This window comes from Acetivibrio clariflavus DSM 19732 (assembly GCF_000237085.1).
Taxonomy (GTDB): Bacteria; Bacillota; Clostridia; order Acetivibrionales; family Acetivibrionaceae; genus Acetivibrio; species Acetivibrio clariflavus.
In genome coordinates, this window is record NC_016627.1 from 445,380 (window position 1) to 462,762 (window position 17,383).

The window sequence follows — 17,383 nt, forward strand, 5'->3', positions numbered from 1 at the left end:
ACTCCTCTTACATTTTGAGTAATTTTCAAAATTGATGTCCTTCTATAATTTTAACTGCTATCTCAGCATTGCTCAATGCCCTTTCTTTGAGGGATGCTGTGGTATTTTTCAATTGATCTTTAATTTGTTCTCTGTTATTCCATGTATTATCAATTATTTTTATTGCATTATCAAACTCAAGAGAATTTACATGGCCTAAGGAAGCCTGATTTGAATATTTCAAGAAACCTTCAACCTTAGGTTCGTATACAATACCCACAATGGGTACGCCAATACTTGCAGCAAAAATTAGAGCATGGAGTCTCATACCGATTAACATCTCAGTCTTGCCTATTATTCCTAAAATCTCCGATACAGAATGTTTTTTGCTGACAGTATAACTTTTATTTTTCATCTTGGACTGTATATTCTTGATAATTACCAGGTCACCCGGATAGTGCATCGGTATAAACAATACATTTATCCCGTAGGTTTCAATTATGTAATCGGCTATATTGGCAATGGTTGTTTCATATTTGTCATGGCCGTGCCATTTTCTGACTGAAATACCTATATAGCGGGCATTTGGGTTAATTTCTTCATCCAACAGCAGACCGTCAACATGCTCTGTATTTTCCGGCTGGATTGTAAAGGCCGGATCGGCTGTTACATAAATTTTAGGCTTGCTGATATTCAGACTGACAAGTTCCTTATAGGACAATTCTTCCCTTAAGGTTATAACATCCACTCTGTCTACAACGTGTTTTGTCAGGCTTCTGTTATTCTTTTTGTTCAACGGGCCAATCCCGTTGGCATATATCATTACTTTCATTTTCATTTTTTTAGCAAGCCAGATCATGCCGAGGTAATATATTAGGGAACGGGTGCTTGTATTATCTTGTATCAAGCTTCCTCCGCCGCTTATAAACAGTTTTGAGTTTTTCATTATATAAAGTATTGGAATGAGATTAACCCTACTTATTGAATCCACATTGTAAATACGTCTTGTCTCAATGGGGTTTTTTGAAAGTACCAATATTCTTAGGTCCTTTTTGTACATTTTGAGGGTATCAATTATTGCCATAAGCATTGCATCGTCGCCCACATTTTTAAAGCCGTAATAGCCTGAAATTATGGCGTCATAATGATTCTTCGGCACTTTTTCCGCACTTCTTCTATTTAGTATTGTTTCATATATGCCAAGTTGGGTATTGCACATATTTTCAAGGGAAAAGTATTTGCTTGCCTTTTGGTGAATCCTCTCTCCCATCTCCTGACGGAGATCGGGGTTGTTGATAAGGGTAAGCATGTATTTAGCTAAGGTCTTATAATCCTTAGGTTCAAAGAGGAAGCCGTTTCTTCCGCTTTCAATAAGGTCGGAAATACCGCCGACATTGCTGCTGATTGTTGCCTTTTTAAACAGTGTACCCTCCAATATAGAGTAAGGAAAACTCTCACTCAGTGAGGTAAGGACATTAATGTCAATGGTATTGACGAACTCAAGAGGATCGTTTATAAAACCCAAAAAGAAAACATTTTTTTCAAGGCCTAAAGATGCAGCTTTACGTTCTAGTGCTTTTCTTTCATCACCGTCTCCTGCTATTAAAAATCTTACAGAAGGAGCTACCTTAACTACTTCAGCTGCAGCTTGCAAGAAAGTGCTGATTCCCTTTACCGGATGCAGCCTTGCAAGAATTCCGATTATAACATCATCTTTACCGAAATTGAGATTGTATTTGGCTAAAAATTCTTCTTTTGTGAGTTTCAAAGTTTTATTTTCAAAATTTATGCCATTATATACAGTGAATATATTTTGAGGATTGAATCTCCTTTCAATCAGCATGTCTTTGAAGTTTTTCGATACAGCAATATAGTAGTCTATAAATCTGAGAGCTACTGTATTTATCATACCGAAAGAAAACATTTTGAGAATATTCTGAAGATAGTCAAGCCTGTAATCACTATGGACTGTAGTTACTACAGGAAGACCGGTTATTTTTTTGACAACTACAGCAACCATATTTGCTTTGGCACCATGGGAGTGAATAATGTCATACCCCTCTTTTTTTATAATATCCAATACCATTTTGATGTCGGAAAAGATGGTGCCTGTCTTAACAATTTCTATATTTATACCCAGAGCATAAGCATCATCAGCAAAGGCTCCGGTTCTAAAGCTAATTAATTTGACATCTATATGTTTTCCCAGCTCTTTTACCAGAGAGAGAACATGGCTTTTCGCGCCGCCTATATCTCCTCCGCCAATTAAATGAAGAACTTTCATCAGAATCTCCTTTTAACTTTTATTAGAAAAAATTTTTAGTTTTTTAAAAACAATTATTATTATGTCCATGCTATTATAGCATAAACGTATTATTTAATTAAAGTATATTGAACAACTTTTGCAGCATAGATTTCCATTGAGAGATTACGATTACGATATTGCTCTGCATTCCGGTTTGCAGGTTTTTGTACAATAGGATATTATTAATGTCGTTGGAGAAAATATATAATAAATTGATACTTTTAAGAGGTACGATATGATTTCAAAACAAAAAGCATTCAAGCCATGGTTGGACTATTTCATGATAGTCATCGGATCAATAATAGCAGCGTGTTCAATGAATATATTTTTGGTTCCGTATAAGATCGCACCGGGAGGATTAAGCGGAGTTGCAACGGTTTTGTACCATGTAAGCGGCGGTAAATTCCCCATGGGTATTACCATGCTGGTACTGAACGTACCCTTGTTTTTTTTAGGTATTCGGTTTATCGGAAAAAAATTTGTATTGAAAACGCTTTTCGGAACGGCCATGTTGTCGGTGGTGATTGATATTACAGAACCGTTTACAAGTGATCTTACCCAGAGATTTGGACAGATGCCGGTAGGAAATGTTCCTTCACAGGATATACTCTTATACTCGATTTTTGGAGGAGCTCTGATGGGAGTAGGCCTGGGGCTTGTATTTAAGTTCGGTGCCACCACTGGAGGTACAGATCTTGCGGCTAGAATAATAAATCATATTTTTCCTGCATTTACAATGGGTGAGATTCTTCTGGTTATCGATACAAGTGTAATAGTACTTGCAACAGTAGTATTCAGGAGCTTTCAACTGGGATTGTATGCAATTTTGACTTTGTTTATCAGTTCTAAGGTAATAGATGCTATTTTGGAAGGTGTAAACTTTGCAAAGGCGGTATTAATAATTTCTGACCATTCCGAGGATATAGCAGAAAGAATTATGAACGACCTGGACAGAGGGGTGACAGCTCTCGAAGGAACGGGAATGTATACAGGAAACAATAAAAAAGTTTTACTTTGCGTATTGAACAGAGGACAGATATCAATGTTAAAGAGCATAGTAAAAAGTATCGATCAGAAGGCTTTTATAATACTGGCAGATGTAAGAGAGGTCCTGGGGGAAGGATTTAAGAATTATGACTAAGGAGTGGGATTTGCTTTTTCAAATGTTGAGTTCAAATAAAAATAAAAAAAATGAAAGGGCAATATAGACTAAATTGCATTATTGTAGTATAATAATCAGGAAAAATTTATTCATAGGAGATGTATCCATGAACGAGAGTCAGATAAAGGAATTGAAAAAATACTCAACTATACTGAGAAAACACATAATAGAAGAAGTTTTTAGTGCTCAGTCAGGTCACCCGGGTGGATCGCTCTCTTGTGCAGATATTTTAACCGTGTTGTATTTTAAAGAGATGAGAGTGGATCCAAAGAACCCTAAGTGGGAAGACCGTGACAGATTTGTTCTTTCAAAAGGACATTGCTCTCCTGCTTTATATGCTGCACTGGCTGAGAAAGGATTTTTCCCGAAAGAAGAATTAGTTAAATTTAGAAAAATAGACAGCTTTCTTGAAGGGCATCCCAGCATGAGATATGTACCCGGTGTTGATATGTCCACAGGTTCGTTGGGCCAGGGAATATCTACTGCTGTTGGTATGGCTATAGCAGGAAAATTGGACAACAAGGATTACAATGTATTTACCATTTTAGGTGATGGTGAAATTCAGGAAGGCCAGGTTTGGGAAGCATTTATGGCAGCTGCTCACTATAAGTTGGACAATCTCATTGCATTCTTGGATCACAATGGCTTACAGATAGACGGTAAAATAAGCGAAGTTATGTCTCCGGAACCTGTTGTTGATAAGATTAAAGCCTTCGGATGGCATGTAATTGTGATAGACGGACATAACTTTGAACAGATTGTGAATGCGATTGACGAAGCGAAGAAGACTAAAGGAAAACCTACTATGATAATTGCAGAAACTATCAAGGGTAAGGGTGTTTCCTTTATGGAAAATCAAGCCGGATGGCATGGTTCTGCTCCGAATAAAGAGCAGCGTGATACTGCTATAGCTGAACTGGATGCTGTTTTAGCTGGATTGGAGGTATAATTCAGATGTCAAAAGGTATAGCTACAAGAGAAGCTTACGGAAATGCTCTTGCTGAGATAGGTGCAGATCCGAGAATTGTGGTTCTTGATGCCGATCTCTCAAAATCTACAAAAACAGACGTATTTAAAAAGCAATATCCTGAAAGATTTATCAATATGGGAATTGCCGAATCAAATATGATGGCAGTGGCAGCAGGAATTGCTTCCTGCGGTAAAATAGTATTTGCCAGTACTTTTGCAATGTTTGCAGCAGGAAGAGCTTTTGAACAGGTAAGAAATTCGATATGTTACCCTGCATTAAATGTAAAGATAGGGGCTACTCATGCCGGACTGACAGTTGGCGAGGACGGTGCATCCCATCAATCAATAGAAGATATTGCTTTGATGAGATCCGTGCCTAATATGACGGTTATAAGTCCTGCAGACGGTGTAGAAGCAAGACTTGCAACAATAGCTGCTGCGAAAATTGATGGCCCTGTGTATTTGAGATTTTCACGTATGACATCGCCCATACTTTTCGATGAAAATACTTACAAGTTTGAAGTCGGAAAAGGCGTTACATTAACTGAAGGTAATGATGTGACAATAATTGCTACCGGTTACATGGTATCAGAGGCAATCAATGCAGTGGAAATGCTCAAGAGCGAGGGAATTAGTGCCAGATTAATTAATATTCATACAATAAAGCCTATAGACAAGGATATTATAATTAATGCAGCCAAGGAAACCGGAGCTATTGTAACTTGTGAAGAGCACAATGTGTTTGGCGGACTTGGAAGCGCTGTAGCAGAAGTGCTTGTTGAGAATTATCCTGTACCGGTAAGAATGGTAGGAGTTCAGGACAAGTTCGGTAAGTCCGGTAAAGCACAGGATGTTATGAAATTGTATGGATTGACTGCTGAAAATATTGTTGCTAAGGCAAAAGAAGTTATAGCAATGAAAAAAGCATAATAATCTTTTGAAGTTAAAAGAAACGAAAATAGTAAAACCACTACATTTCATTTGATTTATGAGATGTAGTGGTTTTTGTTACACTCAAAAGAACTTAAAATTTGAAGTAATATTAGCTATAGTATGTATTTTGCATTTATATATCAGCTGAAACGAATACCACATTGTTTTTAGTATTTAACCAGTGTTTATAATGTTATTGATTCTTAGTATTAAATAATGCGAAATTTATTTCTACTACTTATGCCCTGAATGTTTTAGGTATGAATAAGATTACTTGGTAACTAACTCAAGGCATTTTGCAATAATAGTACAAACTTCTGCTCTTGTTACTTCCCTGTCAGGTTTGAAGGTATTATCGGCATATCCCTTAACAATGTTTGAACTAAAGGCTTTGCATACACTACTTTTAGCCCAATTCGGAATGGTATTGCTGTCTGCAAAGGGAAGCTCAATTTCCGCACCTTCAATGTTAAAAGCGTTTACTGCCATTACAACCATTTCTTTACGGGTAAGAACCTTGTTGGGCTTAAATTCTCCATCGTCATATCCCTTGATGATTCCCTTATCCACTATAGCTTGTATAAATCCTTCTGCCCATTTCGGAATATCCTTAGAGTCCTTAAAGGTTAAGTTGGATTCGGCAGGGTCTAATCCTATTGCTTTAGCTAAAACAACAGATACTTCAGCCCTTGTCATGTTTGAATCCGGCTTGAATGTACCGTCGGGATAACCGCTAATTATACCCTTGCTAGCCAGCATTTCTATGGTTTCTTTTGCCCAGTGATTTTCCACATCGGTAAATTTAATGCTAATTGTTGTAGGTGTAGGAGTTACTACCGGCGTAACGGTAGGAGTAGGTGTAGAAGTTGGTGTATTGGTATTTACCGGATTGCTTGTGATTGTCGGTGTTGGTTTTGGGGAATTAGGCACGTCACCGGAGGACGATCCACCTGCAGAGCCTCCACCAGAACCGCCACCGCTGGAACCTCCACCACCGCCGGAACTTCCACCACTAGAACCGCCACCACCGGAACTACCGCCTCCGCCGGAACCGCCGCCAGGTTTGCTGCCTGAATTACCACTGCTTGGTTTGCTTGTAGGACTGGGAGTTGGCTGAGGTTCTTCATCTTCGTTGTCGGATGGAAGTACAGTAACTGTACATTTAGCAGAATACTTTCCGTCTAAAGTAGTAGCGGTTATTTCCGCTGTTCCTGCGGATATACCTTTGACGAAACCTGTGGAATCGACAGTTGCTACTTTATTATTGCTGGACGACCATATCACTCTCTTGTTGACAGCATCTGTAGGTGAAACTATCGGTATTAACTGTGCGTCAATATCCAAAAGCATTATTTCTTCCGGACAAAAGAGATTTTCTTCATTAAGTGTCATCAATCCTGCAGCAACAATATTTATTGCAGAAAGATCTTGAGAAAAGTTTTCAGATTTCATTTCAAGGTCTTTTATGTAAGTGCTGTAAGGTAATTGTGTATTGTACTTCAGTGATCTTAGAAGATTATAAGCATAATATCTTCTGGTAACATATTCATTAGGATTAAAATTAGCAGGGTCAATTGGGGAAAGAGCATCATTTTTTAATGCAATTACAATGTCATTATAATACGGGTCATCTTCAGAAACCAAAGGAAGATCAGGAACGGAATTTGAATTATCCCTCAAGTCAAAGGTTTTTACAAGGAAACTTGCAAATTCGGCATAAGTGAGTTTTTTAGGTTTATTTCCTTTGGTTATAGTTATGGAATCCCTGTTTAATTTTATGCCTTTGGTTTCAATAGCGTTTAAGTTAAAATCTTTATTTCGTAATTGACTGTAAAATGACGACACGGGGCTAAAATCATAAATATTGTTAAATGCAAGGTATAACGTTGTCAATTTATTCAATTTGCTCAAACTTTCGATATCCGAGATTTTGTTGTTGGCTAAATCCAGTGATGTTAGGCTATACAGATCTTTTAGCGGAGTCAAATCTTTTATTGAATTTCCGGACGCATACAAATTTTTTAAACTCGTAAGATTACTTAAAAAATTGATATTTTCTATTGAGTTATCGGAAATATTTAAGTCTGATAAGTCAATTAATTCTTCAACAGCGCTATAATCCTTTATATTTTTATTTTTACCGAGATTTAGTGTTTTCAGTTTTTTTAAATATTTTAAAAAGCTAATATCACTGATATTGTTATTATTTAAGTTTAAATCAATTAATGATTTTAGATTTTTTAAGGTATTAAAATTTGAAGTTGAAATAGAGTTTAAACTAAGGTAGCGCAAATTAGTCAAGTTTCCTAGTGCGTCAATTGAAGTAAGCGGATTTAAGGTTAATGTGAGGTCTTGAAGATATACCGAGTTTTTTAATGCACTGATGTCTGTAATTTTATTGTTGTATAAAGTCAGCATGATAAGATTATCATGATTTGAAAGAGCCGATATATCTGTCAGCTGATTATTCTGAATCCATAATATACATAAATTTTTAAGATTTTTTAAAGGAGTTATATCGGATATATTGTTATTATCAAGGTATAGATCGTTTAATTTCGTCAATTTGCTTAATACGGTTATATCCGAAATATCACAATTTGAAATACTTAAACTATTTAAGTTTTCAAGTTTTTCAAGGGGTGTAAGATTCTCGATTTTATTGCCGTCTAGAAATAAATCCTTTAGTTTTTTTAAACTTTCAAGAGGTTTAATGTCTGTTACTGAATTATTAGACATGTATAGAAATCTTAGATTCGAAAAATATTGAATACCTTCAAGATTTTCAATGTTTTTATTTGAAATATCCAAAAGATAGACATTTGCCAGATCGCTTGGATATATTGCTCCACTGGAACGGCGAATAGAACTTCTGATTGCTTTTTCCAGATTTTTGTCCGGGAAAGTAATAGGGGATTCCGAGGGTGTAGGTCCAGTTGTGCCTTCGCCTTCAGGAGTAGAAGATGACAGAGTAAAATCCTTATTTACCAGATCATCATAGTATTCACTTGTAGGACTGAAGTCTTTTATAGGATTATTACCTAAGTAAAGCGATTCAAGGTTTGTTAATTTATCAAAAGTGCTAATGTCGGATATACAATTTGATGATAAGTTCAATTCTTTAATGGAGCTGTTTTCTTTAGAGAAGGTTATTTTTTCTATACAGTTGTTGGATAAATCCAATACTGCAATATTAACCTCAGAGAAATCGTAATTATCGTAAGCTGATAATTCTAATAAATTATTACTCAAATCGACTTTCGACAACTTTTTCATCTTCGAAAATTCATTTAATGGAAAATCGCTTATTAGGTTGTCTTGTACATATAATTCTTCAAGATTAGTGAGAAAACTAATATTCGTAAGAGAAGTTAAACGTTGGTTTGAAGCGTCAAGTACTTTTATTTTTTCAACATCACTTTTATAAATTTCACCGCTAGGTTTTTTTATAGCTTTTCTGATAACCTTTTCAAGATACGGCTCAAAAGAAACTGGATAGTTCTCCGGGACTGTAAAAGTTTTTATATCTGAATGTGCAATTATCTCTCCGTCGCTGTTATATGCAAGAACATAAACGTACCATTTGCTATTATCTACAAAATCATATAATGAAATTCTAAAGGATGTATTTTCAATGTTTTTTTCAAAATCGGGATTTTCAAAATTTTTGTCTTTGCTGAAAAGAATTCCATAATTTTTAGCACCGTAAAAAGGTTCAAAGGTGAGCTCGAGTTGTGCATCAGAAATTTGTGGTCCCTTTTTTATATTTAGCTTAGGCAAGTCATAGCCAGTTGAAGCAAAAGCAGTAACTGCCGATGCAAAGTAAAAATGAGAAATAAACAAGGCTGTCATTATAAAACAAAGAAGTCTTTTAAAACTGCTCATTAAAAAATCCCCCTAACTGTTTTTTTATTTTCTGTTTAAATTATACTAATAATAAATTATAATTAATTGTCTATCAAGAGCCATAAAAAATAATTAGGAATATTTATTTTGCAATTACAAAAAATAGAAGTAAATTAGTTAATAGATTTAAATATTATTTTTAATTAAAAAAATCCACTATATATCATATACTTTCTTGAAATATAGTGGATTTTTTATTGAATTAAATTGCCAAAAGTTATATACAGCTAAAGTTTAATTTCGCAGTTCATGTGTTGAAGGTTTTAAGAACCGGTATTGCTATGAGCAATTAGTTCCAGGCATTTTGCAATAATAGTACAAACTTCTGCTCTTGTTACTTCCTTGTCAGGCTTGAAGGTATTATCGGCATATCCCTTAACAATGTTTGAACTAAAGGCTTTGCATACACTACTTTTAGCCCAATTCGGAATGGTATTGCTGTCTGCAAAGGGAAGCTCAATTTCTATACCTTCAATGTTAAAGGCGTTTACTGCCATTACAACCATTTCTTTTCGGGTAAGAACCCTATTAGGCTTAAACTCTCCGTCGTCATATCCCTTGATGATTCCCTTATCCACTATAGCTTGTATAAATCCTTCTGCCCATTTCGGAATATCCTTAGAGTCCTTAAAGGTTAAGTTGGATTCGGCAGGGTCTAATCCTATTGCTTTAGCTAAAACAACAGATACTTCAGCCCTTGTCATGTTTGAATCCGGCTTGAATGTACCGTCGGGATAACCGCTAATTATACCCTTGCTAGCCAGCATTTCTATGGTTTCTTTTGCCCAGTGATTTTCCACATCGGTAAATTTAATGCTAATTGGTGTAGGTGTAGGAGTTACTTCGGGCGTATTAGTAGGAGTAGGTGTAGAAGTTGGTGTATTGGTATTTACCGGATTGCTTGTGATTGTCGGTGTTGGTTTTGGGGAATTAGGCACGTCACCGGAGGACGGCCCACCTGCAGAGCCTCCACCGGAACCGCCACCGCTGGAACCTCCACCACCGCCGGAACTTCCACCACTAGAACCGCCACCACCGGAACTACCGCCTCCGCCGGAACCGCCGCCAGGTTTGCTGCCTGAATTACCACTGCTTGGTTTGCTTGTAGGACTGGGAGTTGGCTGAGGTTCTTCATCTTCGTTGTCGGATGGAAGTACAGTAACTGTACATTTAGCAGAATACTTTCCGTCTAAAGTAGTAGCGGTTATTTCTGCTGTTCCTGCAGATATGCCTTTAACAAAGCCTGTGGAATCAACAGTAGCAACCTTCTCATTGCTGGACGACCATATTACTCTTTTATTTACAGCATTTGTAGGTGAAACTATCGGTATTAACTGTGCGTCAATATCCAAAAGCATTACTTCTTCAGGACAAAATAGATTTTCTTCATTAAGTGTCATCAATCCTGCAGCAACAATAATTATTGCAGGAATATTTTCAGGTTTCGGCTCAAGGTCTTTTATGTAAGAGCTGAAAGGTGATTGCAGATTGTAGTTCAATAAGCTTAGAATATTAGAAGCATAATATCTTCTGGTAACATATTCAGTAGGATTAAAATTAGCAGGGTCAATTGGGTAAAGAGCATTGTTTTTTAATGCAATTACAATGTCATTATAATACGGGTCATCTTTAGAAACCAAAGGAAGATCAGGAACGGAATTTGAATTATCCCTCAAGTCAAAGGTTTTTACAAGGAAACTTGCAAATTCGGCATAAGTGAGTTTTTTAGGTTTATTTCCTTTGGTTATAGTTATGGAATCCCTGTTTAATTTTATGCCTTTGGTTTCAGTAGCATTTAAATTAAAATCTTTATATCGTAATTGATCGTAAAATGTCGAAACGGGGCTAAAATCATAAATATTATTAAATGCAAGGTATAAAGTTGTTAATTTATTCAATTTGCTCAAACTTTCGATTTTCGAGATTTTATTGTTGGCTAAATTTAGTGATGTTAAGTTATACAAATCTTTTAGCGGAGTCAAATTTTTTATTGAATTTCCGGAAGCATACAGATATTCTAAGCTCGTAAGATTACTTAAAAAATTGATATCTTCTATTGAGTTATCGGAAATATTTAATCTAGATAAGTCAATTAATTCTTCAATAACGCTATAATCCTTTATATTTTTATTATTGGCGATGGCTAGCATTGTCAGATTTTTTAAATATTTTAAAAAGCTAATATCACTAATATTGTTATTATTTAAATTTAAATCATATAATAGTTTTAGATTTCTTAAGACATTGAAATTTGAAGCAGAAATAGAATTTAAACCAAGGGAACGCAAATTTGCCAAGTTCCTTAGTACATCAACTGAAGTAATCGGATTTAAGGCTAATGTGAGATCCTCAAGATATACCGAGTTTTTTAATGCACTGATGTCTGTAATTTTATTGTTGTATAAAGTCAGCATGATAAGATTATCATGATTTGAAAGAGCCGATATATCTGTCAGCTGATTATTCTGAATAAATAATATACATAAATTTTTGAGATTTTCCAAAGGAGTTATATCGGATATATTGTTATTGTCAAGATATAGATCGTTTAGTTTCGTCAATTTGCTTAATACGGTGATATCCGAAATATCACACCTTGATAGATTTAAACTATTTAAGTTTTCAAGTTTTTCAAGGGGTGTTAGATCTTCTATTTTGTTGCCGTCAAGAGATAAGTCCTTTAAAGTTTTTAAACTTTCAAGAGTTTTTATATCTGTTACTGAATTATTAGACATGTATAGAAATCTTAGATTCGAAAAATATTGAATACCTTCAAGATTTTTAATGTTTTTGTTTGAAATATCCAAAAGATAAACATTTGCCAGATCGCTTGGATATATTGGTCCACTGGAACGGCGAATTGAACTTCTGATTGCATTTTCCAGATTTTTGTCCGGGAAATTTATAGGGGTTACCGAAGGTGTAGGTTCAGCTGTGCTTACAGGAGTAGATGATGACAAAGTAAAATCCTTATTTAACAGATCATCATAGTATTCACTTGTAGGACTGAAGTCTTTTATAGGATTATTACCTAAGTAAAGCGATTCAAGGTTTGTCAATTTATCAAAAGTGCTAATATCGGATATACGATTTGATGATAAGTTCAATTCTTTAATGGAGCTGTTTTCTTTAGAAAAGGTTATTTCTTGTATACAGTTGTTGGATAAATTCAATACTTCAATATTAACATCAGTAAAATCGTATTTGTTGTTAGACGATAATCCTAATAAATTATTGCTCAAATCAACTTTCCGCAATTTCTTCATCTTCGAAAACTCATCTAATGGAATGTCGCGTATTTGGTTGTCTTGTAGATATAATTTTTCCAGATTAGTGAGCAAACCAATTTTTGACAGAGAAGATAAACGTTGATTAGAAGCATCAAGTACTTCTATCTTTTCAACATCACTTTTATAAATTTCCCCGCTAGGTTTTTTTATAGCTTTTCTGATAACCTTTTCAAGATACGAATCAAAAGAAACTGGATAGTCCTCCGGGACTGTAAAAGTTTTTATATCTGAATGTGCAATTATCTCTCTGTCGCTGTTATATGCAAGGACATAAACGTACCATTTGCTATTATCTACAAAATCATATAATGAAATTCTAAAGGATGTATTTTCAATGGTTTTTTCAAAATCGGGATTTTCAAAATTTTTGTCTTTGCTGAAAAGAATTTCATAATTTTTAGCACCGTAAATAGGGGCAAAGGTGAGCTCGAGTTGTGCATCAGAAATTTGTGGCCCCTTTTTTATATTGAGCTTAGGCAAGTCATCGCCAGTTGAAGCAAAAGCAGTAACTGCCGATGCAAAGTAAAAATGAGAAATAAACAAGGCTGTCATTATAAAACAAAGAAGTCTTTTAAAACTACTCATTAAAAAATCCCCCTAACTGTTTTTTTATTTTCTGTTTAAATTATACTAATAATAAATTATAATTAATTGTCTATCAAGAGCCATAAAAAATAATTAGGAATATTTATTTTGCAATTACAAAAAATAGAAGTAAATTAGTTAATAGATTTAAATATTATTTTTAATTAAAAAAATCCACTATATATCATATACTTTCTTGAAATATAGTGGATTTTTTATTGAATTAAATTGCCAAAAGTTATATACAGCTAAAGTTTAATTTCGCAGTTCATGTGTTGAAGGTTTTAAGAACCGGTATTGCTATGAGCAATTAGTTCCAGGCATTTTGCAATAATAGTACAAACTTCTGCTCTTGTTACTTCCTTGTCAGGCTTGAAGGTATTATCGGCATATCCCTTAACAATGTTTGAACTAAAGGCTTTGCTGACACTGGTTTTAGCCCAGTTTGGAATAGCATCGCTGTCTGCAAAGGGAAGCTCAATTTCTATACCTTCAATGTTAAAGGCGTTTACTGCCATTACAACCATTTCTTTTCGGGTAAGAACCCTATTAGGCTTAAACTCTCCGTCGTCATATCCCTTGATGATTCCCTTATCCACTATAGCTTGTATAAATCCTTCTGCCCATTTCGGAATATCCTTAGAGTCCTTAAAGGTTAAGTTGGATTCGGCAGGGTCTAATCCTATTGCTTTAGCTAAAACAACAGATACTTCAGCCCTTGTCATGTTTGAATCCGGCTTGAATGTACCGTCGGGATAACCGCTAATTATACCCTTGCTAGCCAGCATTTCTATGGTTTCTTTTGCCCAGTGATTTTCCACATCGGTAAATTTAATGCTAATTGGTGTAGGTGTAGGAGTTACTTCGGGCGTATTAGTAGGAGTAGGTGTAGAAGTTGGTGTATTGGTATTTACCGGATTGCTTGTGATTGTCGGTGTTGGTTTTGGGGAATTAGGCACGTCACCGGAGGACGGCCCACCTGCAGAGCCTCCACCGGAACCGCCACCGCTGGAACCTCCACCACCACCGGAACTTCCACCACTAGAACCGCCACCACCGGAACTACCGCCTCCGCCGGAACCGCCGCCAGGTTTGCCGCCTGAATTACCACTGCCTGGGTTGCTTGTAGGACTAGGAGTTGGCTGTGGTTCTTCATCTTCGTTGTCGGATGGAAGTACAGTAACTGTACATTTAGCAGAATACTTTCCGTCTAAAGTAGTAGCGGTTATTTCCGCAGTTCCTGTGGATATGCCTTTAACAAAGCCTGTGGAATCAACAGTAGCAACCTTCTCATTGCTGGACGACCATATTACTCTTTTATTTACAGCATTTGTAGGTGAAACTATCGGTATTAACTGTGCGTCAATATCCAAAAGCATTACTTCTTCGGGACAAAATAGATTATCTTCATTAAGTGTCATCAAACCTGCAGCAACAACAATTATTGCAGGAATATTTTCAGCTTTCGGCTCAAGGTCTTTTATGTAAGAGCTGAAAGGTGATTGCAGATTGTAGTTCAATAAGCTTAGAATATTAGAAGCATAATATCTTCTGGTAACATATTCAGTAGGATTAAAATTAGCAGGGTCAATTGGGTAAAGAGCATTGTTTTTTAATGCAATTACAATGTCATTATAATACGGGTCATCTTTAGAAACCAAAGGAAGATCAGGAACTGGATTTGGATTATCCTTTAAGTCAAAAGTTTTTACAAGAAAACTTGCAAATTCGGCATAAGTGAGTTTTTTAGGTTTATTTCCTTTGGTTATAGTTATGGATTCTCTATTTAATTTAATACCAGTGGTTTCAGTAGCATTTAAATTAAAATCTTTATTTCGTAATTTATCGTAAAATGTCGAAACGGGGCTAAAAGCATAAATATTATTAAATGCAAGGTATAAAGTTGTTAATTTATTCAATTTGCTCAAACTTTCGATTTTCGAGATTTTATTGTTGGCTAAATCTAGTAATGTTAAGTTATACAAATCTTTTAGCGGAGTCAAATCTTTTATTGAATTTCCGGACGCATACAAATATTTTAAGCTCGTAAGATTACTTAAAAAATTGATATTTTCTATTGAGTTATCGGAAATATTTAAGTTTGATAAGTCAATTAATTCTTCAACAGCGCTATAATCCTTTATATTTTTATTATTGCTTATATCTAGTATTGTCAGTTTTTTTAAATCTTTTAAAAAGCTAATATCGCTAATATTGTTATTATATAAATCTAACATATATAATTTCTTAAGATTTTTTAAAATATCAAAATTTGAAACAGAAATGGAACTTAAACTAAGAAAACCTAAATTAACTAAATTCCCTAATGCGTCAATTGATGAAATCGGATTTAAGGTTAATATGAGATCCTGAAGATATACCGAGTTTTTTAAGGCACTGATGTCTTTAATTTTATTGTTGTATAGAGTCAGCATGACGAGATTATCGTGTTTTGAAAGAGCTGATATATCTGTCAGCTGATTATTCTGAATCCATAATACACATAAATTTTTAAGATTTTTCAAAGGGGTTATATCCGATATATTGTTATTATCAAGATATAGATCGTTTAATTTCGTCAATTTGCTTAATACGGTGATATCCGAAATATCACAATTTGATAAATCTAAAATATTTAAGTTTTCAAGTTTTTCAAGCGGTGTTAGATCTTCTATTTTGTTGCCGTTAAGATATAAATCCTTTAAATATTTTAAACTTTCAAGAGGTTTAATGTCTGTTATTGAATTGTCAGACATGTATAGAGATCTTAGATTCGAAAAATATTGAATACCTTCAAGATTTTTAATGTTTTTATCTGAAATATCTAAAAGATAAACATCTGCTAGATCGCTTGGATATATTGATCCACTGGAACGGCGAATTGAACTTCTGATTGCTTTTTCCAGATTTTTGTCCGGGAAAGTAATAGGGGATTCAGAAGATGTAGGTTCAGTTGTGCCTTCTCCTTCCGGAGCAGATGATGACAGAACAAAATCCTTATTTACCAGATCGTCATAGTATTCACTGATAGGACTGAAGTCTTCTATAGGATTATTTTTTAGATAAAGCGATTTAAGGTTTGTCAATTTATTAAAACTGCTAATGTCTGATATACGATTTGATGATAAATTCAATTCTTTAATTGAACTGTTTTCCTGATGGAAATTTATGCTCTTTATACAATTGTTGGATAAATTCAATACTGCGATATTAACCTTAGAAAAATCAAAATAACCGTAAGATGATACTCCCAATAAATTATTACTTAAATCGACTTTTGCCAATTTTTCCATTTTAGCAAACTCATCAAATGGGAAATTTCGTATCAGATTATCTTGTACATATAATTCTTCCAGATTGGTAAGGAAGCTAATGTTTGCTAACGAAGTTAAACGTTGATTTGAAGCATCAAGTACTTTTATTTTTTCGACATCGCTTTTATAAATTTCACCATTAGGTTTATTTATAGCTTTTCTAATAACCTTTGCAAGGAATGGCTCAAAAGGTATTGGATAGTCTTCTGGTACAAGGAAAGTTTTCACATCCGAATGGGCAATTATTTCTCCATCGCTGTTATATGCAAGTACATAGACGTACCATTTGCTGTTATGTACAAAATTATATAATGAAAAATTACAGGATGTATGGTCACTAGTTTGTTTATAATCAGGATTTTCAAAATTTCCGTCTTTGCTGAAAAGAATATCATAATTTTTAGCACCGTAAAAAGGGGCAAAGGTGAGTTCTATTCGTGTACTAGAAACCTGCGGTCCCTTTTTTATATTGAGCTTAGGCAAGTTGCTGGTATCGGAAACACTAAAATTATGATATGTAGCCGTGGATAGGAGAGTATTTTCAGATTGAGTTGAAAAATCAAATATATCAGATTGCAATTGTAATTTTATTTCTGTTTCATCAATACTAAAAGGCTCCAAGATATTATCAGATATTGTGGCGTGAGCTGCAGCTACTGATGTAACATAAAAATGAAAGGTAAAGAAAACAGTTACAACGAGACAAAGAAGTCTTTTAAAATTACCCATTAAAAAATCCCCCTAACTATTTTTAATTTTCTATATTAAGTTACAATGATAATAATAGTATATTCTAAAACATCCAGCAAGCACCAGAACAAAAAACATTAGTTGATCGGTAAGTCCTGCAAAGCAAAAGATGTTATGAAATTATATGGATTAACTGCTGAGAATATCGTTGCTAAGGCAAAAAAAATATAGCAATGAAAAAAGCATAATA

Annotated in this window: 7 protein-coding genes; 3 read left to right on the forward strand and 4 right to left on the reverse strand. The window is 34.7% G+C overall.

The features are described 5' to 3' along the window. Positions 1–25 precede the first annotated feature (25 nt). On the reverse strand, positions 26–2,263 hold the full coding sequence (csaB, locus tag CLOCL_RS01995) for a polysaccharide pyruvyl transferase CsaB (protein ID WP_014253773.1): 2,238 nt from the start codon (positions 2,261–2,263) through the stop codon (positions 26–28). Between the two features lie 256 nt (positions 2,264–2,519). Between csaB and CLOCL_RS02000 the strand changes: the two genes are divergently transcribed. From CLOCL_RS02000 to CLOCL_RS02010, 3 genes are all read left to right on the forward strand, one after another. Next, positions 2,520–3,425, forward strand: a complete 906-nt coding sequence (locus tag CLOCL_RS02000; RefSeq protein ID WP_014253774.1) for a YitT family protein — start codon at positions 2,520–2,522, stop codon at positions 3,423–3,425. Between the two features lie 127 nt (positions 3,426–3,552). After that, positions 3,553–4,395: a transketolase gene (locus CLOCL_RS02005; RefSeq protein WP_014253775.1), complete on the forward strand. Its 843-nt coding sequence runs from the start codon at positions 3,553–3,555 to the stop codon at positions 4,393–4,395. Between the two features lie 5 nt (positions 4,396–4,400). Next, complete coding sequence (locus tag CLOCL_RS02010; RefSeq protein ID WP_014253776.1) at positions 4,401–5,345, forward strand: transketolase family protein; 945 nt, start codon at positions 4,401–4,403, stop codon at positions 5,343–5,345. Positions 5,346–5,618: 273 nt separating this feature from the next. On the opposite strand, the gene CLOCL_RS20825 is transcribed toward CLOCL_RS02010, so the two are convergent. The 3 genes from CLOCL_RS20825 to CLOCL_RS20835 form a co-directional block, all read right to left on the reverse strand. Continuing rightward, positions 5,619–9,233: a leucine-rich repeat domain-containing protein gene (locus CLOCL_RS20825; RefSeq protein WP_014253777.1), complete on the reverse strand. Its 3,615-nt coding sequence runs from the start codon at positions 9,231–9,233 to the stop codon at positions 5,619–5,621. 284 nt (positions 9,234–9,517) lie between these two features. After that, positions 9,518–13,129, reverse strand: a complete 3,612-nt coding sequence (locus tag CLOCL_RS20830; RefSeq protein WP_014253778.1) for a leucine-rich repeat domain-containing protein — start codon at positions 13,127–13,129, stop codon at positions 9,518–9,520. A gap of 284 nt (positions 13,130–13,413) precedes the next feature. Next, entirely contained in the window at positions 13,414–17,172 is a 3,759-nt protein-coding gene (locus CLOCL_RS20835) for a leucine-rich repeat domain-containing protein (protein ID WP_014253779.1), read from the reverse strand. Positions 17,173–17,383 lie beyond the last annotated feature (211 nt).